At 71.9% G+C, this 25,331-nt stretch carries 18 protein-coding genes; 11 read left to right on the forward strand and 7 right to left on the reverse strand.

Translation table 11 applies throughout. The annotated features are described in order from the left end of the window. The first annotated feature begins 59 nt into the window (after positions 1-59). Positions 60-1,823, forward strand: coding sequence for a serine/threonine-protein kinase (locus DSY14_RS21835; protein ID WP_211718484.1), 1,764 nt, complete (start codon positions 60-62; stop codon positions 1,821-1,823). Positions 1,824-1,970: 147 nt separating this feature from the next. Here DSY14_RS21835 and DSY14_RS21840 read toward each other — a convergent pair whose 3' ends face one another. The 3 genes from DSY14_RS21840 to DSY14_RS21850 all read right to left on the reverse strand — a co-directional run bounded on the left by DSY14_RS21840 (position 1,971) and on the right by DSY14_RS21850 (position 5,363). Next, positions 1,971-3,401: a glutamate decarboxylase gene (locus DSY14_RS21840; RefSeq protein WP_211718485.1), complete on the reverse strand. Its 1,431-nt coding sequence runs from the start codon at positions 3,399-3,401 to the stop codon at positions 1,971-1,973. Positions 3,402-3,501: 100 nt separating this feature from the next. Then, on the reverse strand, positions 3,502-4,191 hold the full coding sequence (locus DSY14_RS21845; protein ID WP_211718486.1) for a response regulator transcription factor: 690 nt from the start codon (positions 4,189-4,191) through the stop codon (positions 3,502-3,504). Continuing rightward, positions 4,188-5,363, reverse strand: a complete 1,176-nt coding sequence (locus DSY14_RS21850; RefSeq protein WP_211718487.1) for a histidine kinase — start codon at positions 5,361-5,363, stop codon at positions 4,188-4,190. The genes DSY14_RS21845 and DSY14_RS21850 overlap by 4 nt, the downstream gene beginning before the upstream one ends. 179 nt (positions 5,364-5,542) lie before the next feature. On the opposite strand from DSY14_RS21850, the gene DSY14_RS21855 reads away from it, so the two are divergent. Continuing rightward, positions 5,543-5,785 carry a hypothetical protein gene (locus DSY14_RS21855; RefSeq protein WP_211718488.1) on the forward strand — a complete coding sequence of 81 codons (243 nt, stop codon included), beginning with the start codon at positions 5,543-5,545 and terminating at the stop codon, positions 5,783-5,785. A gap of 96 nt (positions 5,786-5,881) precedes the next feature. Beyond that, on the forward strand, positions 5,882-6,697 hold the full coding sequence (locus tag DSY14_RS21860) for an NAD(P)H-binding protein (RefSeq protein WP_211718489.1): 816 nt from the start codon (positions 5,882-5,884) through the stop codon (positions 6,695-6,697). A 162-nt stretch (positions 6,698-6,859) separates the two neighbouring features. Here DSY14_RS21860 and DSY14_RS21865 read toward each other — a convergent pair whose 3' ends face one another. After that, positions 6,860-8,014, reverse strand: a complete 1,155-nt coding sequence (locus DSY14_RS21865) for an acyl-CoA dehydrogenase family protein (RefSeq protein ID WP_211718490.1) — start codon at positions 8,012-8,014, stop codon at positions 6,860-6,862. 139 nt (positions 8,015-8,153) lie between these two features. Here DSY14_RS21865 and DSY14_RS21870 point away from each other — a divergent pair, with 139 nt between their 5' ends. The 4 genes from DSY14_RS21870 (at position 8,154) to DSY14_RS21885 (ending at position 13,939) form a co-directional block, all read left to right on the forward strand. After that, on the forward strand, positions 8,154-8,840 hold the full coding sequence (locus DSY14_RS21870) for a TetR/AcrR family transcriptional regulator (protein WP_211718491.1): 687 nt from the start codon (positions 8,154-8,156) through the stop codon (positions 8,838-8,840). Positions 8,841-9,163: 323 nt separating this feature from the next. Then, entirely contained in the window at positions 9,164-10,786 is a 1,623-nt protein-coding gene (locus tag DSY14_RS21875) for a peptide chain release factor 3 (RefSeq protein ID WP_211718492.1), read from the forward strand. A gap of 808 nt (positions 10,787-11,594) precedes the next feature. Beyond that, positions 11,595-12,881, forward strand: a complete 1,287-nt coding sequence (locus tag DSY14_RS21880) for a citrate synthase (RefSeq protein WP_211718493.1) — start codon at positions 11,595-11,597, stop codon at positions 12,879-12,881. 203 nt (positions 12,882-13,084) lie between these two features. Next, on the forward strand, positions 13,085-13,939 hold the full coding sequence (locus DSY14_RS21885; protein ID WP_211718494.1) for an HdeD family acid-resistance protein: 855 nt from the start codon (positions 13,085-13,087) through the stop codon (positions 13,937-13,939). Positions 13,940-14,190: 251 nt separating this feature from the next. Here the strand turns inward: DSY14_RS21885 and DSY14_RS21890 are convergent, their stop codons facing one another. From DSY14_RS21890 to DSY14_RS21900, 3 genes are all read right to left on the reverse strand, one after another. Then, the gene (locus tag DSY14_RS21890) at positions 14,191-14,700 is read right to left on the reverse strand and encodes a PQQ-binding-like beta-propeller repeat protein (RefSeq protein WP_211718495.1); all 510 of its coding nucleotides are present in this window, start codon (positions 14,698-14,700) and stop codon (positions 14,191-14,193) included. Continuing rightward, positions 14,618-16,390 carry a serine/threonine-protein kinase gene (locus DSY14_RS21895; protein ID WP_211718496.1) on the reverse strand — a complete coding sequence of 591 codons (1,773 nt, stop codon included), beginning with the start codon at positions 16,388-16,390 and terminating at the stop codon, positions 14,618-14,620. The genes DSY14_RS21890 and DSY14_RS21895 overlap by 83 nt, the downstream gene beginning before the upstream one ends. 25 nt (positions 16,391-16,415) lie before the next feature. Next, the gene (locus tag DSY14_RS21900) at positions 16,416-18,671 is read right to left on the reverse strand and encodes a WD40 repeat domain-containing serine/threonine protein kinase (RefSeq protein WP_211718497.1); all 2,256 of its coding nucleotides are present in this window, start codon (positions 18,669-18,671) and stop codon (positions 16,416-16,418) included. A 675-nt stretch (positions 18,672-19,346) separates the two neighbouring features. On the opposite strand from DSY14_RS21900, the gene DSY14_RS21905 reads away from it, so the two are divergent. The 4 genes from DSY14_RS21905 to DSY14_RS21920 all read left to right on the forward strand — a co-directional run bounded on the left by DSY14_RS21905 (position 19,347) and on the right by DSY14_RS21920 (position 25,222). Beyond that, entirely contained in the window at positions 19,347-19,904 is a 558-nt protein-coding gene (locus tag DSY14_RS21905; protein ID WP_211718498.1) for an AAA family ATPase, read from the forward strand. Positions 19,905-20,097: 193 nt separating this feature from the next. Further along, positions 20,098-21,351: a hypothetical protein gene (locus tag DSY14_RS21910; RefSeq protein WP_211718501.1), complete on the forward strand. Its 1,254-nt coding sequence runs from the start codon at positions 20,098-20,100 to the stop codon at positions 21,349-21,351. Further along, entirely contained in the window at positions 21,348-23,906 is a 2,559-nt protein-coding gene (locus DSY14_RS21915; RefSeq protein WP_211718499.1) for a serine/threonine-protein kinase, read from the forward strand. Before DSY14_RS21910 ends, DSY14_RS21915 begins: the two co-directional genes overlap by 4 nt. A 17-nt stretch (positions 23,907-23,923) precedes the next feature. Then, positions 23,924-25,222, forward strand: a complete 1,299-nt coding sequence (locus DSY14_RS21920) for a PP2C family serine/threonine-protein phosphatase (protein WP_211718500.1) — start codon at positions 23,924-23,926, stop codon at positions 25,220-25,222. Positions 25,223-25,331: the final 109 nt, after the last annotated feature.

A 25,331-nucleotide genomic window follows, 5' to 3' on the forward strand; every position in this document is an offset into this window, starting at 1 on the left:
CCACACCCCCGTCCACGCACCTGCCCGTCCCCGACGGGCCCTCCCGAGGATTGCGACACATGAACAGTTCCGCAGCCGAGCCCGGCCGTGTCCTGGTCAACCGCTACCGCCTGGACGAGACCATCGGAGCCGGGGGCATGGGACGCGTCTGGCGCGGGACCGACACCCTGCTGGACCGTCCGGTCGCGGTCAAGGAGCTGACCACCCCGCCCCACCTGCCCGCGCACGAGGTCGAGGTCCTGCGGACCCGCATGATCCGCGAGGCGCGCAGCGCCGCCAAGCTCAGCCACCCGACCATCATCACGGTGTTCGACGTGGCCGAGGAGGACGGCCGCCCGTGGATCGTCATGGAACTCGTCGACGGTCCGTCCCTGGGCGACGTGATCCGGGACGAGGGGGCCGTCCCGATCCGCCGTGCCGCGAACATCGGTGAGCAGATGGCCGCCGGTCTCACCGAGGCGCACGGCCACGGCATCGTGCACCGCGACATCAAGCCCGGCAACGTGCTCATCGCCGGCAACGACCGGGCCGTCCTCACCGACTTCGGCATCGCCCACCTGGACGGCTCCACCCACCTGACCAGTACCGGCCTGCTCATCGGATCGCCGAGCTACCTGGCGCCGGAGATCGCGCACGGTCGCGCGGCCACCCCCGCCTCCGACCTGTGGGCCCTGGGCATCACGCTCTACCAGGCGGTGGAGGGCGCCCTGCCCTTCGACCGCCCCACCCCGATGGCCACGTTGACGGCCATCGTCACCCAGGACCTGCCGGAGACCCCCAACGCGGGCGCGCTCCGTCCGATCCTGGAGGCGCTGTGCGAGAAGCGGCCCGAGGACCGTCCGTCGATCTCCGAGGTCCGCACCCTGTTGCGCGAGGTCCGCGACACCGAGCCCGCCGCGCCGCCGGTCACCACCATGGTGGCCCCGGCCCTGCCGGCGGACGACGCGCCCCTGGAGCCGGCCACCGCCGACCAGGAACCGGAGTGGAGCCCGGTGACCGGAGAGGGCACGGTGGATCGGGCGGTCGGCGCCGCCGAGTCCGCGCCGCCCGCGGCCGACGCCACCGGGCCCGCCCGGGCCGCCGCCGCTCCGCCGCCCACCGCCCGACGCACGCGCCGGGACCGGTCCCGCACACGTTCGCTCGTGATCATGGCGGTCGCGTTGGTCCTCGTGCTGGGGGCGGGGATCACCACCGTCTACGTCAGCGCGAACCGGCCGGGGGAGGTCGCGGCGCCCGCCGGCGGTTCCGCGACGGAGCCCTCCGGCACCGAGGGGGTCGACGAGGCCTCCGTCGGCGGTGGTGACGACGGTGAGGACGAGGACGCGGCCGACGACGCGGAGACCGACGCCGAATCCGCGGAGGAGGACGCCGACGACGAGGCCGAGGACGACTGGGACTTCCTCACCCGCCACGAGGACTCCAGTGGGTTCGCCGTCGACGTCCCCGAGGACTGGGACCTGGACCGCCAGGGTCACATGGTCTACTTCCGCAACCCCGACGGCGGATACCTGCTGGTCGACCAGACCGACAGCCCCAACCCCGACGCCGGCGACGACTGGCGCGACTTCGAACCGACCGGCAGCCGGAACTTCAGCGGCTACGCGCTCATCGGCATCGAGGACGTGGACGACGCCTGGGCCGACGACTACGTCAGCGCCGCGGACTGGGAGTTCACCTTCCGCGACGGGGACATGCACGCCATCAACCGCGGCTTCCACACGGAGAACAAGGGCTACGCGCTGTTCCTGGTGAGCGGTGAGGACCAGGCCGTGAACCGCGCGCTCCTCGACCGCATCGCCGAGTCCTTCGACCCCGCGGACTGAGCCGTCCCCGCGCGGGGACGACCCTCGGCCCCGCCGGGCCCTTCCAGGCGCCCCTCCCGGCCACTCAGAGCGTCGCGTGGCCCGCGGCCGCCATGACCGTGCCCCCGCCGCTCCCCGGGCCGTGCACGGGCACGGCACCGCCGCGACTCACCGCGGTTCCCCGCCCGCGGCGCGCGGGGTGGGAACGGTCGCCGGGGGGTCGGAGCGGGCACCGTGGTTGAAGCCGCCGCCCTCCCCGCGGTCCAGCGGGGGCGAGGGCGGGTGCCGCCGCAGGTGCTCGATGCTGCGCCGCAGGTCCTCCAGGAACAGGTCGGACATGTCGTGGCTGAAACCGTGCCGGACCAGGACCCGCTGGATGACCTCGTCCTGACGGTCGGCGGGCAACGGGTAGGCGGGCACCAACCATCCCCGCGTGCGCAGACGGTCGGCGAGGTCGTAGAGGGTGAACGGTTCGTCGCCCACCATCCGCCAGGCCACCGCGCAGACGCCGCGCTCCGGGTGACCACCGTGGATGATCTCGAACGGGCCCATCGCGGCGATACGGTCGGCCAGATGACGGGCGGTCCCGTACTTGGCCGAGTGGATCCTTCGGTAGCCCTCGCGGCCGAGCCGGACGAAGTCGTAGTACTGGGCGACCACGGGGCCGCCGGGGCGGGAGAAGTTCAGGTTGAACGTCGCCTCGTCGCCGCCCAGGTAGTCGACCCAGAAGATCAGGTCCTCGGGCAGGTCCCGTTCCTCCCGCCAGATCGCCCAACCCGAGCCGAGCGGGGCCAGCCCGCTCTTGTGGCCGGAGGCGTTGATCGACCGCACCCGGGGCAGGCGGAAGTCCCACACGAGGTCGGGGCTGACGAACGGGGCCAGGAAGCCGCCGTCGGCCGCGTCCACGTGCAGGCGGATGTCGTGGCCGGTCCGTTCCTCGAACCGGTCGAGCGCGGCGGCGACCCCGCTCACGTCCTCGAACAGACCGGTGAAGGTCTGCCCGAAGTTGCAGACCACCATGATGGTGTTCTCGTCGCAGTACCGGTCGATGTCGTCCGGCGTCATGACGTAGGCGCCGCCGCGCAAGGGGACCCGGCGCAGTTCCACGTCGAAGTAGCGGGCGAACTTCTCCCAGCACACCTGGACGGGACCGCAGACGAGGTTGGGCCGGTCGGTGGCCCCGCCCTCGGCCTCCCGTCGCCGACGCCAGGCGAACTTGGCGGCCAACCCGCCGAGCATGGCGGCCTCGCTGGAGCCCGTGGTGGAGGTCCCCATGGTGCCGCCGGGGTCGGGGGCGTGCCACAGGTCGGCGAGCATCCGCACGCAGCGCCGTTCCAGTTCGGCGGTCTGCGGGTACTCGTCCTTGTCGATCATGTTCTTGCCGATCGACTCGTCCATGAGGCGGTGCACCTCGGGCTCGGTCCACGTGGTGCAGAACGTCGCCAGGTTCATGCGGGAGACCCCGTCGAGCATGAGTTCGTCGTGCACCAGCTGGTACGCCACCCTGGCCTCGGTGCCCCGTTCGGGGAAGTCGGCCTTGGGCGCACCGTGGCGCATCAGCCGTTCCGTGTACACGTCCCCGTCGTCGCGCCCACCCATGAACTACCCCCGGCTCCCTCGGTGACCGACCTGTCACCCAAAGTATGATTCCGGGGGTGGGGGGCCGGCGAAGGACCGCCGTCCCCACGGTGTGTCCGACTCAGTCGCGGTCGGAGTCGAGCAACTCGGCGTCGTGCACCAGGAGCGCGATCTGTACGCGGTTGTTCAGTCCCAGCTTGGTGAGGACGCTCGACACGTGGGTCTTCACGGTCGGCACGCTCAGGAAGAGACGTGCGGCGATGTCGGCGTTGGACCGGCCCTCGCCCACCGCCACCGCCACGTCGGTCTCCCGGGCGTTGAGCGCGGCCAGGCGGCTCCGCGCGCGGTCCGCACGCGCGCTGTGGTCGCCTTGGGCCACACGGTGCATGAGCCGACGCGTCACGGCGGGGGAGAGCACCGGGACGCCGCGTGCCACCCGGCGGACCGACTCCACGATCTCCTCGGGCGGGGTGTCCTTGAGCAGGAACCCGGCCGCCCCGGCCCGCAGAGCCCTCAACACGTGTTCGTCGGCGTCGAAGGTGGTGAGCACCAGGACCTCCGGCGCGTCCGGCAACGCCCGCAGCCGCTCGGTCGCGGTCAACCCGTCCACCGTGGGCATGCGGATGTCCATGAGCACCACGTCGGGGGCGTGTTCGTCGACCAGGTCCAGCACCCGGCTGCCGTCCTCGGCCTCCGCCAGCACACGGATGTCGGGGGCGCCGCCCATCATCATGACCAGACCGACCCGCACCAGGGCGTCGTCGTCGACGATCACCACGCCGATCCGTCGCTCGTCGTCCCGTTCGCTCATGCGGACCACGGTAGCCACGCGGTGAGGCGCCAGCCACCACCCTCGGTCGGACCGTAGTCGAGCCGCCCCGACGCCAACGAGACCCGTTCGGCCAGACCCACCAGACCCTGGCCCGAGCCGGCTCCCGCGGTGCCGCCGGTCTCGGCGTCGCTCGCGGGCGGCCCGTTGACCACCTCCACGGTCGATCCCTCCTCCGCCGTGCCCGAGATCCGCACGGAGGTGTCGGCCCCCGGCGCGTGTTTGCGGGCGTTGGTGAGCGCCTCCTGGACGATCCGGTAGGCGGTGCGCCCGGTGCGTTCGGGGACCTCGCCCGTGTGGTCGTTCACGAACTCCACCTCCACCCCGGCGTCGCGGGCCTCCTCCACCAGCTGCGTCAGGTCCGCCAGGGTGGGCTGGGGCAGTTCGCCCACGGGCGCGCGCAGCACGCCGATCACCTCGCGCAGGTCCTGCAACGCCTGGTGGGCGCTCTCCCGGATGACCTTGGCCGAACGGGCGACCTGCTCGGCCGGCGCGTCCGGGCGGTACTCCAGGGCCCCGGCGTGCACGCTGAGCAGGGACAGCCGGTGCCCGAGGACGTCGTGGATCTCGCGGGCGATGGACTCGCGCACCTGGTGCTGGGCGTGCTCCGCGCGGAGCTGGGCCTCGGCCTCGGCGTGCACGGCCCGCTCGCGCAGCGACGCGAACAGCTGACGCCGGTTCCGCACCGAGATGCCCCAGCCGGCCACCGCGCCCAGCATGACCGCGTTCAGGAGCAGCATCAAGAAGAAGGGAGCGTGCTCGTCGGGGCTGATCGACGTGTGGACGAAGGCGGCCACGAAGCTCAGACCGAGCACCGGCAGCCACACCTTGGGCGGTCGGTGCACGCACAGCGAGAACAGGGCGACGAGCATCGCGCCGCCGACCAGCGAGAAGAACGCCGTCAGCAGCGCGAGCACCACCGCGATCGGTACCGGCCGGCGGCGCCGCCACCACAGGGCCACGCAGCCGAGGAGGGCGATGACCTGGTCGGCGACCCTGAACGGTTCCGGGACCGGAGGCGGCGGCGGATCGCCGGGCAGCGTCATCGCGCCGATCAGCCCGAAGCCCAGGGCCACCAGGAACATCAAGGAGTCCACGACCCAGTCGCGCGCGCTGCGCCGGTGCCACTGCGGGGGCGAGGTCGTGTCGTTCATCGATCCGGAGTCTACGAGCGCGCGGTCGCGAGCGGGGGCATCCGGGGCGCACTCGGTACCGATGGCGGGCGGAACCATACTTTGGTCGAACGTCCCAGGTCACGGAGGGAGACCTTGGTTCGCCGGCGCGATGCCTCCGCCCGATCCCGCGGTGGGGCGCCCACGCCTAGGTTCGGGCCATGCGCAGCACACTCCAGGGCGTGGGCGCCCTGCTCACCGCCATGGGGATCAGCGGGACCATCGACCACCTCTGGACCCAACCGATCCTCGGCGTCGTGCTCAACTCCTTCGACCGCCTGGTCGTGGACCACGTACCGGGTCTTCGCGAGAACGCGATCCTGGCCAACCTGGGGCTGGCCGCCTGCGGTGTCGTGCTCATCCTGGTGGTCGAGGGCCTCTCCCGGACACGAAGCGGTACATGAATCCCACCGGTCACGTCGTTTCACGCCCGTTCCGCACCCGCGACTAGGTAGCGTCAACAGGCGGAGCACCCGCGCGTGAACCTGGGGGAACACCCGATGAGCACATTGGTCACCGGCGCCGGCGGACAGCTGGGTCGACGTGTCCTGACCGAGCTGCGCAGACGCGGCCTGCCCGCCGTGGGGGCCTCCAGGGACGGGGAGGTACGCCTCGACTGGACGGACACCGCGAGCTGGAAACCCGCGCTGGAGGGTGTGGAGAGTCTGTTCGTGACGGTCCCGATGGCCGGCGGTCTGAGCGAGAGGGCGGGGGCCTTCCTCCAGCAGGCGGCCGAGGCGGGTGTGGGCACCGCGGTGCTGACCACGGCCATGGGCGCGGAGGACGGACCGCCCGACTCCGAGCAGCGGGTCCTGGAGTCCCGGGTCCGTGACCTGTTCGACCGCTGGACCATCGTGCGCCCCAACTGGCTGGACCAGGACTTCACCGAGGGCCTGTTCGCGCGGCTGGCCCGCTCCCGTAACGGGCGGCTGGAGCTGCCGCTGCCCAAGCGCGCCGCGGTGAGCTTCGTGGACGCCGCCGACGTCGCCTACACGGTGGTGGCGGCTCTCACCAGGGACGAGCACCACGAACGCGAGTACACGCTCACCGGTCCCGCCCCGATCACCTTCCGCGAGGTGGTGAAGCAGACCAAGGGCACCGAGAGCCCGGTGTGGCGGTACAAGAAGCTCGACGAGGCGGGCTTCTACTTCCGCGCCACGAACATGGGGTGGTCCGAACGCTACGTGGACACCCTCAACGAGCGTTTCCGCGCGATCGCCAACGGCCGGGCCGCCGTGGTCACCGAGGACGTGCGCCGCGCCCTGGGCCGGGACCCGGTCCCGTTCGCCAAGTTCGTCCGCGAGGCGGTCATCTGACGGCCGTGGCACACCCGAGGCCCCGGACGGAGCGTCGACGGAACACGGTGCCGTCGGCGGTCCGACCCGCCGGCGCGCCCCCGGTGTGAGACGAGGCCCCGCCGCGCTCTCGGTCTCCGTGGGAAGCCGGGCGTGGGGCGGGGCCTCGTCGTGGGACCGGGTCTACTTCAGCAGCTGCCGGGCCATGACCATGCGCTGGATCTGGTTCGTGCCCTCGTAGATCTGGGTGATCTTCGCGTCGCGCATCATGCGCTCCAGCGGGAAGTCCTTCACGTAACCGGCGCCGCCCAGCAGCTGCACGGCGTCGGTGGTGATCTCCATGGCGGCGTCGGAGGCGTAGCACTTGGCGGCCGCGCCGTAGAAGGGCAGGTCGTCGTCGCCCCGCTCGGACTTGGCGGCGGCCACGTAGACCATCTGGCGCGCGGTCTCCAGCTTCATGGCCATGTCGGCGAGCATGAACTGGATGCCTTGGAAGTCGGCGATGGCCTTGCCGAACTGCTTGCGCTCCTTGACGTAGGCCACGGCGTGGTCCAGGGCGCCCTGGGCGATACCGACGGCCTGTGCGCCGATGGTGACGCGCGTGTGGTCCAGGGTGCGCAGGGCGATCTTCAGGCCCTCGCCCGGAGCGCCGACGATGCGGTCACCGGGGAGGTGCAGGTCGTCGAAGAACAGCTCGCGGGTGGGGGAGCCCTTGATGCCGAGCTTGCGCTCGGGCTCGCCCAGGGTGAGACCGGCGTCGTCGGCGTGCACGACGAACGCGGAGATGTTCCGTCCCCGCGGGCCCTCGGGGTCGGTGACGGCGAGCACCGTGTAGTACTCGCTGATCCCGGCGTTGGTGATCCACGACTTCTGGCCGTTGAGGACCCAGTCGTCGCCCTTCGGGGTGGCCTGGCTGCGCATCGAGGCGGTGTCGGAACCGGCCTCGCGCTCGGACAGGCCGTAGGAGAACATCGCCTCGCCGCGGGCCACGGGGGTCAGGTAGCGCCGCTTGACGTCCTCGGAGGCGCCCAGGATCAGCGGCATGGTGCCGAGCTTGTTCACCGCGGGGATCAGCGAGGAGGAGGCGCACACGCGGGCGACCTCCTCGATGATGACGCAGGTCGCCAGGGCATCGGCGCCGACACCGTCGTACTCCTCGGGGATGTGCGCCGCGTGGAAGTCCGTCGCGGTCAGCGCGTCGAGGGCGTCCTGAGGGAAGGCCGACTTCTCGTCCACCTCGGCGGCGTGCGGAGCGATCTTGTCCTCCGCGACGGAACGCACCGCCTCGCGCAGCTCCTCGTGCTCCTCGCTGGTCTTGAACAGGTCGAAGTCGCTCATGTTCTTCCCCGGTGTCTGGCACTAGGTGCCGATGTATGGCATTCAGTGCCAGAGTAGGGGGTCGAGGCGGTGAAGTACACCGGCCCGGCGGGTGGGCCGGTCAGCGGCCTCGGCACCGCGACGGGGGAGGAGACGGACGATGGTCGAACGCAACGAGGGCGAGACCCGCGCGGTGGTCCTGGCGGCGGTGCGCCTGTTCACCGAGGCCGGGTACGACGCGACCACGATGGCGGGGATCGCGGACGCCACGGGGGTGAGCCGGCGCAGCCTCTTCCGCCGATTCGGTTCCAAGGAGGACATCCTCTTCGCCGAACACGACGCGCTGTTCACGACGGTGGTGCGCTTCATGGACGCCTCTCCCGGGTCGCCGACGGACACCGTGCTGTCCGCCGCCCGCCTGGTCTTCCAGGGGTACGTGCGTGACCCGGAGATCACCATGCCCCGCTACCGGCTGGTCCGCGCGCACCCCCGGCTACGGGACCGCGAGGTGGCCATGACCGCCCGCTACCAGGCGGCCTTCAGCCACCACCTGGCCGAACGCACCGGCGGAGGACGCCCCTCGCTGGAGGTGGAGGTGGTGGCCTCCGCCGTCATCGCCGCGCACAACCACGTTCTGCGCGGATGGCTGCGCGACCCGGAGGCGGACGGCGTGTGGCGGCGGTTCGACGAGGCCATGGAGCGTGTGCGTTCCCTGTCCGGCTCGCTGTCCGGTGCCCCGGAGACGGCCCCGGCGGCGGGGCGGATCCTGGTGGCCGTGTACCCCGGGGACACCGACCCGGCCGAACTGGGGCGTCGGGTGGTCGAGGCCGCTCGGGACCGGCCCTAGAGGAGCCGGTGGGTTCGTGGGGCCCAAGCGCCGGTGGAGGCCTCGATGGGACACGGCTCCCCGCGACCCGGGGGCGGCGGACCCGCGGGCCCCGCGCCAGTAGGGGTGTTCGGTGGGCGTCGGCACCGCAAGAGCACGGCTTCGGGCACCGGCGGGTCGTGTTCCCCACGACCCGGGGTCCCGCGGGTGCTCGCCGTGTCGTGGGGTTCCGGAGGGGCGCGGGGCGGCTCCTTCTCCGATCCCTGTCGTCCGCACGTCCGCGCGCGCGTAGGCTGTACGGGGCCGAAAACCGGGAGATCACACGAGGCGGGGCGACGACGGAGATGAGCGTGGACACGGAGGGCGCGACCAAGCAGGAGTCCGAGGTCGCACACGAGGCGGAGCGGCGGCGGACCTTCGCGGTCATCTCCCACCCCGACGCCGGTAAGTCGACGCTCACCGAGGCCTTGGCGCTGCACGCCGCCGCCATCTCCTCCGCCGGAGCCGTGCACGGCAAGGGCGACCGCAAGGGCGTCACCTCCGACTGGATGGACATGGAGCAGGACCGGGGGATCTCCATCACCTCCGCGGCCCTGCGCATCGACTACGAGGGCCGTGTCCTCAACCTCCTGGACACCCCCGGCCACGCCGACTTCTCCGAGGACACCTACCGGGTGCTCTCCGCGGTCGACTGCGCCATCATGCTGCTGGACTCGGCCAAGGGCCTGGAGCCGCAGACCCTCAAGCTCTTCGACGTGTGCCGCGCCCGCAAGATGCCGGTCATCACGTTCGTCAACAAGTGGGACCGTCCCGGCCGCGAACCCCTCGAACTCCTCGACGAGATCGAGCAGCGCATCGGTCTGCGGCCCACCCCGCTGAACTGGCCGGTCGGGATCGCCGGCGACTTCCGCGGGCTCATCGACCGCACCTCGGACACCTACACCAAGATGACCCGGACCCCCGGTGGGGCCCAGAAGGCCATCGAGGAGGTCCTGGACGCCGACCGGGCCGCCGAGGCCGAGCAGGACGCCTGGGTGCAGGCCCGCGAGGAGATCGAACTCCTGGAGGCGCTGGGCGCCGACTTCGACCACGCGTCCTTCATGGCGGGGGAGTCCTCCCCGGTGCTGTTCGGCGCGGCCCTGTCCAACTTCGGGGTCGGGCAGCTGCTGGAGGCGGTCGTGGGCCTGGCCCCGGCCCCCGCGGCCAAGGTCGACGACCAGGACCGGCCGCGTCCGGTGGAGCGGCCCTTCTCCGGCCAGGTCTTCAAGATGCAGGCCAACATGGACAAGAACCACCGGGACCGGATGGCGTTCCTCCGGGTCAGCTCGGGCCGGTTCGACCGCGGCATGGTGCTCACCCACGCGGCCACCGGTCGCCCGTTCGCCACCAAGTACACCCAGGCGGTGTTCGGTTCGGACCGCTCGACCATCGACACCGCCTACCCGGGTGACGTGATCGCCCTGGTCAACGCGCAGGCCCTGTCGGTGGGGGACACCCTCTACGACGGCCCCAAGGTGTTCTTCCCGCCGATCCCCAGCTTCGCGCCGGAGCACTTCGTCGTCGCGCGGGCCGTGGACGCCGGCAAGTACAAGCAGTTCCAGCGGGGGATCGCCCAGCTCGACGCCGAGGGCGTGGTGCAGGTGCTCACCTCGGACGTGCGCGGTGAGCAGGCGCCGGTGCTGGCGGCGGTGGGACCGCTGCAGTTCGACGTGGTCAAGCACCGGATGGAGCAGGAGTTCCGGAGCCCCATCGAGGCCTCGCCGCTGGAGTACTCCGTGGCCCGACGGACCGACGCCGAGTCCGCGCCGACCCTGCACGCGCTCTCCGGCGCGGAGGTGCTGCGTCGCCGTTCCGACGACGAGCTCCTGGTGCTGGTGCACAACAAGTGGCGGCTCAAGGTCATCGAGCGCGACCACCCGTCCCTGGTGATGGAACCGCTGCTCGCGGGCGGCGTGGACGAGGGTTAGTGCGCGGTTCGGCGAACGCCGGACCCGGCTCCGCGGGAGTGGTTCCCGTGGGGCCGTCGCTTTTCCCGCAATATCGTTCGCGTTGTTTACCCCGGGTGAATGACGGTCACCCATTGTGGACTTCCGTCCCTTGTTCCGGATCGATCGACCCCGCGCTTCGGGACCTTCTCGGGCCTGTGAGCGGGTCGTTCTCCGTGGTTCCGCGAGGCGCTCCCGGAGCGTCTGTGAACTCTCGTGCTCGGAGCACATGCCCGTGCCCTCGCACGGGTAGGAACAGGGGTCCCGAAGGGTGGTCGGAGCCCCCGGGGCGGGTGGCAGAGGCCAAGATCACCGAGCCGGAGGCACCCCGCGTCAACCCTTGTGATCAGGGCGAAGGTACCCTGATCTCAGGCCACTAGGGCGCGTTCGAACACCTGACCGCATCGAGCTCTGAGCGGGTTTGTCCAGATCTGTGAAGGACGCCCGGTCGGGGTGGGTTCGGGAGGGTTTCGTGGTGCCCAGGGGACCGGTCCAGGAGGCCCGTGGAGGGTGGTCGGGAGAACCCCGCCGCCACCGTGGGGGTCTCAGGGCGATCACGCTGTTATCGACGGTCGGCAAAGTTTGTAAATCTTCACCCAACGGTAATTCTGAGCAGGTCTGGGTGTGTGTTGCATGTCACCTGTTCGTGAATCGGTGAAACTTATATGATTTTGCTTAACCTACGTTTAACAAAACAGAACAATAACGAGTGAATCAAGAACGTGGTGGCGGATCGCCCTGCGTTCGACGCACCTCACGTATCCCCCGCCTGGAAAGGTTGACCTCGGGCATGAGCGATGACAAAGAGCGCACGGTGGAGCTCCACTACGAGGGCGGCGTGCTGAAGCTGCCGGTTTTCACCGGTACCGAGGGTGAGAACACCGTCGAGCTGAAGACCCTGCTGGGGTCGACCGGTATGACGACCCTGGACCCGGGGTTCGGCAATACCGCTTCGTGTAGCTCGAAGATCACCTACATCGACGGCGCCGCCGGGATCCTGCGTTACCGCGGTTACCCGATCGAGGACCTCGCCGTCCACAGCACCTTCCTCGAGACCGCCTACCTCGTGATCTACGGGGAGCTGCCGGAGCCCGGCCAGCTGAAGGAGTTCTCCGACAAGCTGCGCGACAACGCCGACATCCCGGCCGAGATGGGCGCGTTCATCGACGCGATGCCCCGCAACGGCCACCCCATGGCACTGATGGCCAGCGCCGTGAACACCCTCGCCGCCTACTACGCCGACAGCGCGGACCCGGGCGACGAGGAGCAGGTGGAGCTCGCCACGATCCGGCTGATGGCCAAGCTGCCGACGATCGCGTCCCGCATCTACCGCAACTCGATCGGCGAGACCCCGATCGACCCGGACGACTCGCTCGACTACGTCGACAACTTCATCCGGATGACCTTCGGCGACAACGCCCCCACCGGTGAGCTGGGCGACCTGTTCAACAAGGCCGTCGGCATGCTGCTGGTGCTGCACGCCGACCACGAGCTGAACTGCTCCACCGCCACCGTGCGCGTCGTCGGTTCCTCCCAGGCCGACATCTTCGCCAGCGTCGCCTCCGGCATCAACGCCCTGTCCGGCCCCTCCCACGGCGGCGCCAACCAGGCCGTGCTGGAGATGCTGGAGGAGATCCGCGACTCGGGCATCTCCATCGAGGACTTCCTGGAGAAGGTCAAGTCCCGCGAGGTCCGCCTCATGGGCTTCGGCCACCGGGTCTACAAGAACTTCGACCCGCGCAGCAAGGAGATCAAGGTTCTGGCCAGCCAGATCCTGGACCGGGACGAGAACCCGGACGAGCTCTTCGCGCTGGCCCTCAAGCTCGAGGCCGCCGCGCTGGAGGACTCCTACTTCACCGAGCGCAAGCTGTACCCGAACGTCGACTTCTACACCGGCGTCATCTACCGCACCATGGGCTTCCCGACCAACATGTTCACCGTGTTGTTCGCCATCGGCCGTCTGCCCGGCTGGGTCGCCCACTACCGCGAGCAGCTGCACGACCCGGCCTTCCGGATCGCGCGCCCGCGTCAGCACTACATCGGCTCCGCCGAGCGCCGCCACCCGTCCCAGGGTTAGGTCGGACCAGGAGCGCCTCGACCGCCCGCCCACGTCTCGGACGAGGGCGGGCGTTCTCATGTCCGCTCCGTGACGACGGACCGGAGTAGAACCTCCCTTTCCATGTATTTTGCGTACTTTCTGTCATCGGTGTGCGACGTTGAGGGAAGTTGCACTAGGGCGGTCCCGCACCGCGTGGGACCGCACGAGGGAGGGGGCCGGCTATGGTCCGGTACGCAATGGCCGGTGACACGCTCGGTGAGCTGAGCCGGAACTGGTGGGTCTTGGTCGTACGCGGCGCCGCGGCGGTGCTCTTCGGTCTGGTGGCGCTCATCTGGCCGGGGTTCACCACCGTGGCCCTGGCCATCGTCTTCGGTGCGTTCGCGCTGGTCGACGGTGTCTCCCTGGCGTTCGCCGCCTACCGAGCGTCCTCCGGCACCCGAACGCCGCTGGTGATCCAGTCGGTGCTCGGCATCGTGTTGGGGTTGGCCGCCCTGATCTGGCCTGCGGTCGCCGTGGTCGCTCTGATCTTCCTGATCGGGGCGTGGGCGATCGTGACCGGTGTCGCCGAGATCGTCACCGCGGTGCGCCTGCGGGCGCGCATCACCTCGGAGTGGCTGCTGATCTTCGCCGGCGCGCTGTCGGTGATCTTCGGTCTGCTGCTGTGGTTGTGGCCCGGGTTGAGCGCCGTGGCGGTGATCGTCGTGATCGGTATCTACGCGATCGTGTTCGGTGTCTCGATGGTGGTCGCGGGCTTCCGTCTCAAGGGCGCCACCGGTGCGTCGGCGGACTCCGAAGGGCCCGGCGCGAGCACCGAGGCCGCTGCCTCCGACACGGGGGAGACCACGGCGACCCGGGGCGGCGACCTGCTCGACGACTCCACCGAGGAGGAGGGCGGTCGTGACGTGAACGCCTTCGACGAGGGGTACGCGGGCGGCTACAGCGCCGGTTACCGGGGCGATCCGCGGTCCGAGGGCGGTGCCACCGACTCCGGTCTCACGGAGGACGAGGCCGCCGCGCGTCGTTCGGGCAGGCACCGCGCGCCCAAGGAGCCGCCCGAGGGCACCGACACCCCGTAGGGGCCGCGAGGTCGATCCTCGCCGATCGGAAAGGGGCCGGGCCGGTCGCCCGGTGATCCGGGGCGACCGGCCCGGCCGTGTCCCGTTCGTCCTCGCGGACGACGCGTCGCGGCGCGGTCGAGGGGCCCGGCCACCCGGAACGCGGTCTCCCCGGGTCGGTGGGGGAGGAGCGGCGTCGGCCGGGTGCCGCCCTGAGCGCGCTGACGCTGTCGGCGGCGGGTGGAGAGGGCCCCGCGCCGGTCGGGATCGTCTCAGCGCCAGGACAGCGGCGTCACGTCGCCTTCCTCGCCGATCCGGGCCAAGACCAGACCGGCAGGGCCGTCGGTGTCCGCCGCAACGAAGCCGACGGCGCCTCCCTCGGCCAGGGGAACGGCGGGGCCCCGCAGGGTGCCCTGTGGAGCGCTCCAGCGCACCGCTCCGGTCACCGCGTCCCACACGGTGAAGACGGAGTGGTCGTCGGTCGACGCGGCGACCCGGTCCCCCTCCTCCGAGACCCACAACCCGGTCGCCGGGCCCGGCCCGGGGAGGTCGATGGCGCCGGTCCGTCGGCCCGTGTCGGTGTCCCACATCGTGATCGCGTCCTGTCCCGCGTGGAACAGGGTCCCCTCCTCGGTGAGCACCATCTCCCGCACCCCGTCGGCGACGGCGCCCTCGGGGGATCCGAGCGTGCGCTCCCGCTCACCGGACTCCACGTCCCACACCGACAGCACGCCGTCCCGCCCCTGCACGACCACACGGTCGCCCTCGGTGTCGAGGGCCACGGCGGCGACGTCCCCGGCCTCCGGCGGTTCCATCCGGGTGCCACCGTCCGTGGCACGCAACCACAGTTCGTCGGTGGCCCCCACCCCCNNCCCCCCCCCCCGCCACGACCCGACCGTCGCCACTGAGCGCGATGCTCTGCGGATGGGGATCGATCGCGCGCGACAGGTACAGGTCAGAGAGGCTCAGGACCGTCCGGCCCTCACGTTCCACCGACGACCACAGGGTGAGGTCACCGTGGTCGGAGAGGGCGACGGCCTCACCGTCGCGATTGGCCGTCATGTCGAGGACACTGTTGGCGTCCCCGCACGTCATCGACCGTAGCCGCTTCGCCTCCACACCTTCGTCGAGGTCGAAGGCGGACAGGCCGAACCCGGACAGCGCCAACACGGTGACCCCGTCGGGGGCGAGGGAGACCGCGAAGGCCTGGTCCGGTCCCGCCGCGGGGCAGCCTTCGACACGGGCGGTCCCCGTGCCGTCGTCCCCATTCTGCGACGCCGTGTCCGACGGCGACGAGGTGTCCGCCCGCTCCGCGTCGGCGACCTGCGCGGGTTCGTCGGAGGAGGGGCCGGGGAGCCGGGACACGACCACGGCGAAGACCACCACGGCGAGAACGCCCGCGAGCATGTGCAGACCCGGCCTCGTGCGACGCCGCTTCGTGGGGGGCCGCGCCGGGATCTCCGGGTGCACCCGGGCCACTCCTGGGTCGTGCGGTGTTCCGGTCTCCCGGTCCGCGCCGTCGCCCCCGTCTCCAGAAGCACGTCCGGTCCCGGGGGGCGCGGACACCGGGGCATCGGTGCTCCGAGGTGGGAGGGGTTGGAGCCTGTCGAGTTCCGCCGCCACCGCGGCGGGGATCCAGCTCCGCGGTCGGACCTCGGCCTCGGCCGTGCGGTCCTCCCCGAGGAGCGCGGCGCGCAGGTCGTCCAGGGACGGGCGCCGGTCGGGTTCCTTGTCCAGGCACCGGGCGATCAGCGGTACCAGGGTGTCGGGCACGCCGTCGAGGTCCGGTGCGTCGGACACGACCCGGAAGAGCACCGTCACCGGCTCTCCCGTGCCGAAGGGCTGACGTCCGGTCGCCGCGAAGGCCAGCACGCCGCCCAGGGCGAAGACGTCCGCGGAGGCGGCGACCGCACGGCCGCGCACGAGTTCGGGCGCGAGGTAGCCGGGGGTGCCCACGACCTGACCCGTCAGGGTGAGCGCCGTGTCGTCGACCGCCCGGGCGATACCGAAGTCGATCACCCGGGGGCCGTCCTGCGCCACGAGCACGTTCGACGGTTTCAGGTCACGGTGGACCAGACCCGCTCCGTGGATGCCGCGGAGGGCCTCGGTCATCCCGGTGGCGAGGGCGCGCAGACTCGCCTCGGGCAGGGGGCCGTTCTCCCGGACGACCTGGTCCAGCCCCTGCCCACGGATGTGCTCGGTGGCCAGCCAGAGCGTGGGCCCGGAGGCATCGGCGCCCAGTACACGGGCGGTGAAGGACCCCTGCACGCGCCGGGCCAGGGCGACCTCGCGCGCGAAGCGCGCACGGAAGTCGGGGTCCTCGGCGAAGGCCGGCCGGATGACCTTGAGTGCGGTGGGCACGCCCTCCGGGGAACGGGCGAGGTAGACCACGCCCATCCCACCCTCGCCCAGGCGTTCGATGACCGTGTGGCCGGCGATCTCGCGGGGATCGTCCGGGGTCAGACCCGACATGTGTTCTCCATTTCGCACGGTCTCCTCAGTCGGTCGGGGCCGTGGCGTCCGAGTCCCAGGCCATCCAGGTGACCGGTTCCTCGGGAAGGCGGTCGGAGCCACCGAGTTCGATCAGCGCGACCTGGTAGCCTCCGCCGTTCTCACCCGGTGCGGCCAAGGTGGCCATCCGGTCGGGATCGAGCGGATCGTAGGCGGCGTAGAGCCCCGCGTGCTCGGTGATCGGCTCCAACTCCCGGGGACCGTCCAGGTCCCAGCGCATGACGGTGGCCCTGTGCATCCCGTGCGCCCCGTAGGCGGCGGACAGGGTGGTGGCGTCGGCGAACCGCAGGTCCTCCATCGCCTCGGGCATCCGCCCCCTCGGACTGCGCAGCGCCAGGTCGGGGGTGAACTCGGCGATCAGCTCGGTCGTCGCGGTGTCCCACACCAGGACGTGTGAGACGCCTCCGTAGGCCAGAAGGTTCCCCGGGCCGTGGGTGAGGAGGTCGCTCTGGCGGAGTTCGGTCTCCGGGGGCAGGTCGAGGGTGGCTCCGTCCTCTCCCGAGTCGAGGTCGACCAGGGTGATGTGGCGATCGGTGTCGCGCAGTTCGGCGAGTGTGGAACCGTCCGCGGAGAGGGAGTGGGAGATCCGTCCCCGATCCTCGCCGCGGTGGACCTCCTCACCACTCCGGAAGTCATGGACGGTCAACTCCCCGCCGTCCATGGTCAGACGCGACCCGTCGGCGCTCAGGTCGACCTCGGCCCTCACATCGCCGTGTTCGATCGGCGGCAGGGCCTCACCGGACGCCAGGTCCCAGCGGAGGACGGCCCGATCCTCCTCGGAGTGCAGCACGGCGACGGCACCGTCGTCGCTGACGTCGACGGTCCGGCGCTCGTAGTCCTGGACGACGCACCACCGGGACTCGTACAGTCGCTCCACCTCGACGCGCTCGGCGACGTCGATCAGGGAGAGACCGATGCCCGTGAGGGCGAGCAGGTGGTCGGAGCCGGCCCACCAGACGCCGCCGACGTCGGAGGGACCCCACGCGCGCATGCACATGTGGTCCGCGAACCCCTGCGATACCGGGGTGGCCCCGGGCGCGCCCTCCTCGGCGACCCGCCCCTCGGCGGAGGGGCCGGGGGGTTCCTCGTCCTGGCCGTCCCCCTCCCGGGTCAGCAACCCGGCCACCAAGGCCACCAGGCCCACCACGGTGATGGCGACGATCAGTGGGGTCTTCGTTCGGTCGTGCTCGGGGAAGGGGGGAGGCAGGTGGCGACTGGAGCCCAGGGCGGGGCCCGACGCCGTCCGTGGTGCGGCGTTCCCGGGAGAGGGGGTCTCCCGGCCCCCCGGCGGCGCGTCCTGCGGGGACTCGTCCTCCTCGACCCTGGTCGCCGGCACGGGTGAGTCCTCGGCGGAGTCCTCGGACACCTGGAGCAACGCGGTCCGGGCGCGGTGGACCTCGGTGGCCACGGTGTCGGGCAGGGGCAGGATCTCGGTGACCCCGGTCCCTCCCCACCGCGACACCAGGTCCGCCGCCGTGGGTCGGTCCCCGGGGTCCTTCGACAAGCACGCGCGGACCACGTCCAGCAGGGACCCGGGGATCCCGTCCAGGTCGGGTTCCTCCGCGACCAGCCGGAACAGGAGCGCGGAGACGGGACCCGAGCCGAACGGCGGCCGGCCGGTGCCCGCGTAGGCCAGCACACAGCCCAGAGAGAACACGTCGGAGGCCGGTCCCACGTCGTCACCGCGCACCTGCTCCGGAGACATGTAACCGGGGGACCCCAGGGACCGACCCGCCACCGTCAACACGGTGCCCTCGACCGCTCTGGCCACACCGAAGTCGATGACCTTGGGGCCGTCCTCGCCCAGGAGGACGTTGGAGGGCTTGAGGTCGCGGTGGACCAGGCCGACCCCGTGGATGGCGGTCAGGGCCTCCGCCAGACCCGACCCGAGCGTGCCGAGCGTGTCCTCCGGGAAGGGACCGTGGTGGCGCACCGCCCCTTCGAGCGAGGGCCCGGCGACGTACTCGGTGGCCAGCCAGGCCCGGGAACCGTCCACGTCCGAACCCAGGACCCGAGCGGTGAACCGTCCCTGGACCCTGCGCGCCGTCCGCACCTCGCGGGCGAAGCGGGCGCGGAACTCCGGGTCGTCGGCGTATTCGTGCCGTACGACCTTGAGCGCGCACGGTTCGCCCCCACCGGGGGGTCGGGCCAGGTAGACGATGCCCATGCCGCCGGCGCCCACGCGTCGGAGCAGACGGTGACCACCGACCTCGAAGGGGTCGTCGGGGGAGAGCGGGCGCACGGTACCTCACAGGGGATGTCACGGGGGAGCGCGGGGCATGAGGCGGGGCTGGGCCTGGCCCTGGAATGGTACCGAGCCCATGGTGGGTCTCCCCGCCCGGAGGCGCTCGCCTACGGACGTCACCGATGCGCCCAGGCCCGAGCACGGTGGGCACCCGGTCGCCGGACGGCGACGGCGGCCCCGCCCCACCCCGGGCGGTGGTGCGGGACGTCGATGACGGTGGGCGCATGGCCTCGCGGCAGCCGTACCACCGCCAGGGCCCGCGTCCTCGACGCCGCGCGCCGTCCCTCCCAAGGGAGAGGTGCCTCCTCGTCCTCCCCGTGAACAGCCACCGGGGAAGTCGTCATGTCCCGTCGTGCCCACATCGCCGAGGTCGGTGTCCCCGTCGTGGGCCACGTCCTGCCCGTGCCGCCGGCATTCTTGGAGAACGACCGACCCGACCTCCTCCTCTGTGACATCGGGGGCCACACGGCCCGCGTCATGGGGATCGAGTGGGGGACCCCGGCATCCGGCTCTCCCCGACCCACGTGGTGTGGCCCGATCACGGCGACACCGCCATGGCCCGGCTCCGTGCGCGGCCGGCGGCACCGGAGTACTTCGCCGAGTTCGACGCCCGGCCGGGCGCCGGCGATGATCCGCGCACCGGTCGTGTCCGCATCCACAGGAAGGACCCCCATGGACCACCTCGTCGTCGTCACCGGAGGACCCGGTTCTGGCAAGACGACGTTGATCGACCACCTCGCCGGGCTCGGCCACGGACGCACGGTGGAGGCCGGACGGGCCATCATCCGCGACCGGAGGGCGATCGGCGCCCCGGTCCCGGACCGGCGCGACCCGGACCTGTTCGCGGAGCTGATGCTGTCCTGGGACATGCGTTCCCATCGGGAGGCGTCCGGTCGGCGGGGTCTCGTGTTCTGCGACCGCGGGGTACCCGACATGGTCGGCTACTTCCTCGACCAGGGGCGGGAGGTGCCCGCGCACGTGCGGGAGGCGGCCCGCCTGTTCCGCTACCACCACCGGGTCTTCCTCGCCCCGCCCTGGCCGGAGATCTACGCGGGCGACACCGAGCGGCACCAGTCGCCGGAGGAGGCCGAACGCACCTTCGAGGCGATGCGGCGCGCCTACCCCTCGTGCGGCTACGCCACGGTCCTGCTGCCCCGGGCGTCGGTCGCCGAGCGTGCCCGATTCGTCCTGGACGTCCTCGCCACGGCCCCCGCGCCCCGGCCCCTGTGACACCTCGCGTGGCACCCGCGTGACACCCGCGTCGCACCGGTGGCCGTACACGGCCGTAAAGCGGGAAGTCCCTTGTGGTTCAGGGTGGCCGCCGCCACACTCGTTCTAGGCACCGATACGGTGACCGGTGCTCTGTGGGTCGGTGGGGGTGATGCGGCACGTGGCGCACGAGTCGGGGTTCGGCATGCCGCCGATGAGTTGGGAGGGGATCGACCACGCGCTCAACCGCGTCCGCGGTGAGGCCGATCGGATCTCCCTCCACCTCGTCGGACTCGACCGCCACGGTGCCTATCGCCTGTTGTGCGGCGCCGACCTCTCCGGCCGCACCCGGCGTCGCTGGGAGGTCGCCGACAGCCACGTCCACCGACTCTGGAGGGTCCACGCCGCCTTCGCGGCGGTGGTCGCTCGGGCCGGGCGTCTGCGCGAGACCGGGGGCGTCGATCCCCAGTCCGAGCTCACCCACCTGCTCATGGGCGCGTGTCTGGTCCTGCCCTTGGACGAGACGCCCCCGCACGAGCACGGGCTCCTCGACCACGACACCGAGGTCATCGACCTGGCCGAGGCCACCGCCAGGATGACCGCCGACTACGAGGCGATCACCGAGGTCGTCTCCGCGGTGGAGACCGCCTGGGACGCTCTGCATCCCCGACTCGGCGAACTGGAGACCATGTGGCAGGAGGTCGGCACGCTCTCGGACATGGTCGAGGCCCCCGAGGACGAGCACGAGGACCTGCGCGCCGAACTGGAACGGGTCGGGGAGACCGTGCGTCGCGACCCGCTGGCCCTGGTCACCGACGGTGGTGTCGACACCTCCGCGATGGACCGCCTCCGTGAGGTCCTGGACCGCACCCGGGGCGAACTCCGGGACGCCCTGCGCATGCGCGACTCCTACGAGGAGAGCGTCGGCCGGCTCGGTTCGGCCATCGACGACGTCGAACAGGGGATCCTGCGCGCCCACGCGTTGCGCACCCGGGTCCTGACCAAGATCTCCTCACCGGTGGCGATCGACGTCCCCGACCCCGTGCCGGGACTGCGCGCGGCCGTCGCCGAGATGGACGACCTGCGCGCCCGACGGCGCTGGCGTGCCCTGGGCGCCCGTCTGGGGCGGCTACAACACGCCGTGCACGAAGCCGCGGACGACGCGCGCGAACGCGAGCGCGACCTCGACGGGATGCTCCGCCGCCGCGCCGAGCTGCGCGGCCGCCTGGACGCCTTCCGTGCCCGGGCCGTCCGCTTGGGCCTGGCCGAACACGAACGACTCGTCGAACCCCACGGTCGCGCGCACTGGGAGCTGTGGAACGCCCCCTGTGACCTGCGGGCGGCCACCATCGCACTGTCCGACTACCAGAGGACGCTCCAGGAACTCGCGGAGACCGTGACCCCCGCGGACAGAACCAGAGCGGGTGAGCGCGCGTCAGACGGCGAAAACGATGGTGGTGTGAGATGAGCGAGTGCACTTCCCCCGACTGTCAGGGGCTGATCGAGGACGGCTTCTGCGGTGTGTGCGGGCTCGAGCCCGTGGACGACGGACCCCCCGCTTCGCCGAGCCGACGACCCGTGAGCGCCCCCTCGGGGCCTCGACCGGGCGGGGTTTCGCCCTCCGGGCCGCGGTTCCCCGCGCCGGCCCCACCGGGCGGGCAGGCCCCACCGGGAGGCCCGGTGGGAACCCCCTCCGCGGCCGACCCCCGGCCGACCGCCGTGCCCGCACAGGGCTCGGGTCCCTGGGGCGCGGGTCCGTGGAACCACCCCTCCGGCGCCCCCGGACGCCGGAACACCCCGACCTCGTCGCTGCCCTCCGAACCGTGGTCCCTCTCCGCTCCGTCCGACCGTGAGGCCGGGCGCGACGAGGCCTCCGCTCACGCGGCCGGCTCCGGGGACACCCGCGTCTCGGGCCGTTCCGGGTCCGAGACGCGGGTGTCCGGTTCCGTCGGCGGGACGCGCAGCGGACGTTCCTCCGGCTCCGGTTCACGGCGCGGCATGCTGGGGGCGGGCCTGGTCCAGGTCCCCCTGGTGCCGACGAGGAATCCCTCCGAGGCGATCCTCGTCGACCCGGTCGTGTCGGAGAAGAACCGGTTCTGCGGCAACTGCGCGGAGAGGGTCGGCCGGGCACGGGCCGACCAACCGGGGCGCACCGAAGGGTTCTGCCGTCAGTGCGGCACCCGGTTCTCCTTCACCCCGAAGCTGGTCGCGGGGGACGTGGTCGGTGGCCAGTACGAGGTGCTCGGCTGCCTGGCACACGGCGGCCTGGGGTGGATCTACCTGGCGCGCGACCGCAACGTCAACGATCGCTGGGTCGTGCTGAAGGGCCTGCTCAACGCCGGCGACGCCGAGGCCCACAAGGCGGCCGCGGCCGAACGCGCCTTCCTCTCCGAGGTCGAGCACCCCAACATCGTCAAGATCATCAACTTCTCCCAGCACCCGGACCCGCGCACGGGCATCCCCGGCGGTCACATCGTCATGGAGTACGTGGGCGGCAGATCGCTGCGGGAGCTGCTCGTCGCGCGGCGTGAACAGGGCTCCGGCGAGGACGTCCTGCCTCTCGAACAGGTCATCGCCTACGGCCTGGAGTGTCTGCGCGCCCTCGGCTACCTGCACTCCAAAGGGCTGCTGTACTGCGACTTCAAGCCGGACAACGTGATCCAGAGCGAGGAGCTGATCAAGCTCATCGACCTGGGCGGCGTCCGGCGCATGGACGACGCCGTCAGCCCGGTGTACACCACCCCCGGTTACCGGGTCCCCGAGGCCGAACTGCGCGGACCCGGCCCCGGCGTCAGCGCCGACCTGTACTCGGTGGGGCGCACCCTGGCGGTCCTCAGCTTCCACTTCGGTTTCATCCGCGAGCACCCGCACAGCCTCCCGCCTCGGAACGAGGTGCCGCTGCTGCGGCGGTTCGAGTCCTACGACCGGCTCCTGCGCCGTGCCACCCACCGTGACCCCGAAGCCCGTTTCCACGACGCCGGGGACATGGCCGACCAGCTCACGGGTGTCCTGCGCGAGGTCCTCGCCGAGATCGAGGGGACACCGCACCCGGCCGCGTCCGTCCTCTTCGGGGGCGAGTCGTTCACCGGGGTCCCCGACTCGGGCGCCCAAGACGCCGAACGCGTGCTCTCCCCGCCCGGCGCCACCGAGGCCGCCGCGCTGCTGCCCGCGCCCCTCATCGACCAGTGCGACCCCGCCGCCCCCCACCTGCGCCATCACGTGGGCATGGCCCCGACCGAGCTCATCCCGATCCTGCGGGGGGCGCGGTCGCCCTCCCCGGAGACCCTGCTCATGCTGGCCCGGGCGCTCATGACCGTCGGTCGCTACAACGAGTCCCTGGACGTGCTCCAGCGGTTCAGCACCGTGGTCCCCGGCGACTGGCGCACCCTGTGGTACCTCGCCGTCGCCGAGCTGAGCACGGGCCGCTTCCGTGAGGCCAGGGACCACTTCGACGAGTTGTACGACCACCTGCCCGGGGAGGCCGCGCCCAAGCTCGGGCTGGCCCTGGCCTGTGAACGCACCGGCGAACACGAGGTCGCGGCCCGGCAGTACGCCACGGTGTGGGCCACCGATCACTCCTACGTCAGCGCGGCCTTCGGCCTGGCCCGGATCCGACTCGCCCAGGACGATCGGGCCGCCGCCCTCGGTGTCCTGGACACCGTCCCCGAGCTGTCCAGCATGTACGTCCACGCCCAGACGGCGCTCATCGCCGTGCTGGCCGGCGGCGACGGGGACGGTTCGGACTTCGTCCGGGCCGGGGAACGGCTCGAACGGATCGGGTCGGACGGCGAGTCCGCCGACCGGTTGGCCGCCCGGGTCCTGGAGGCCGCACTGGCATGGCTCCAGGCGGACGGTGCCCCGCCCCCGGGGGGTCGTCTCCTCGGGGACGCGTTCACCGAGAACGGCGTGCGCTCCAACCTGGAGCGACGCTACCGATCCCTGGCCCATCGGGCCGCCCGCGTCCCGGAGCGCTACGCGCTCATCGACAAGGCGAACACCCTCCGACCCGTGAGCCTGTTGTGAGCATCGAAGGAACGGCAATGACGATGGTCCGGACCTGTCCCGCCTGTGCCGACACGGTGGCGATGGGCGACGCCTTCTGTGAGGGCTGCGGTCGGAACCTGCCCGAGGCCGCCCGTGCCCCGACGCCGCCCGCCGAGGCGATGACGCCCGACGCGGTACCGACCGCCCCCCAGGAGAGCCTGTCCGGGGTCCGCCCGGACGGCCCGTGGACGACGGCCCACGCCCCGGCCGACCGTCCCGGCGACGTGGGTCGAGCGTCCGAGGGCTCCGGGGCGTCCGAGTGGGACGACACCGACGCCCAGGTCACCCAACCCCTGCGCCGGGACGCCGTGATACCGGAGATCGTGTCGCTGCCGGAGTCGCCCGGGATCGTCCCCGAGTGGCCGCCGCCCGTCGGCGGCACCTCGGTCGCCGTGGACGATCCGGGCCTGTGCGTGTGGTGCCCGGGACGGGTGTCGGACGGGTACTGCGAGGAGTGCGGTTTCCTCCAGCCGACCGGCCGCGACCACGTGGAGGTGCGGGCCGGCCGGGCCTTCGGGGTCAGCGATCGGGGCCTGCGCCACCGACGCAACGAGGACGCCATGGCCATCCGTGTGCTCGGGGACGACGCACCCCACGCGGCGGGCGCCGTCGTCGCGGTGGTCTGCGACGGGGTGTCCAGCTCGCCCCGCTCCGACGAGGCCTCCCGGGTGACCGCCGAGACGGGCGCCACCGTCCTCGCCGAACGCCTACGCCAGGGGGTCGGCGCCCGAGAGGCCACCGGGGCGGCCATGACCCGGGCGGCCCGGGCCGTCGCGGCCATCGCCGACGGGCCCGACTCCGCCCCCGCGTGCACCTTCGTCTGCGCGGTGACGGATCCGCGCACCGGCTCGGTGACCGTGGGCTGGGTCGGCGACAGTCGCGCCTACTGGCTCTCCGGTGGGCCGGGATCCAGCACGTCGACCCTGCTCACCAGGGACGACTCCTGGAGCGAGGCGATGGTGCAGATGGGTGCGCTCTCCCGCGAGGAGGCCATGCGCTCGGCCAACGCCCACGCCCTCATCGCCTGGATGGGCGCGGACTCCGGGGAGATCGACGCGCACATCTCGACCGTGACCCCGACCGGACCCGGAACCGTCCTGCTGTGCAGCGACGGTCTCTGGAACTACTACGCCGAGGCCGAGGCCCTGGCCGACGCCGTGCCGGAGGTGGGCGCCGCGCCCCTGGAGGCCGCCCGTGCCTACGTCGACCTCGCCCTGAAAGCGGGAGGCAGGGACAACATCACCGTCGTCGTCCTGCCCGTACCCCCAGGGGGCCACCGTGTCGCACACGCCTGAGCCCACCGAGGAACGCGGTCTCCGGGTCGAGGTCGACGGGACGATCCTCGATACCCACACGACCCGGACCGTGCGGACCCGACCACGCCCCGGGGGGCGGGGCGCCGAG

The organism is Nocardiopsis sp. MG754419 (assembly GCF_018207095.1).
In the GTDB taxonomy this organism is placed as follows: Bacteria; Actinomycetota; Actinomycetes; order Streptosporangiales; family Streptosporangiaceae; genus Nocardiopsis.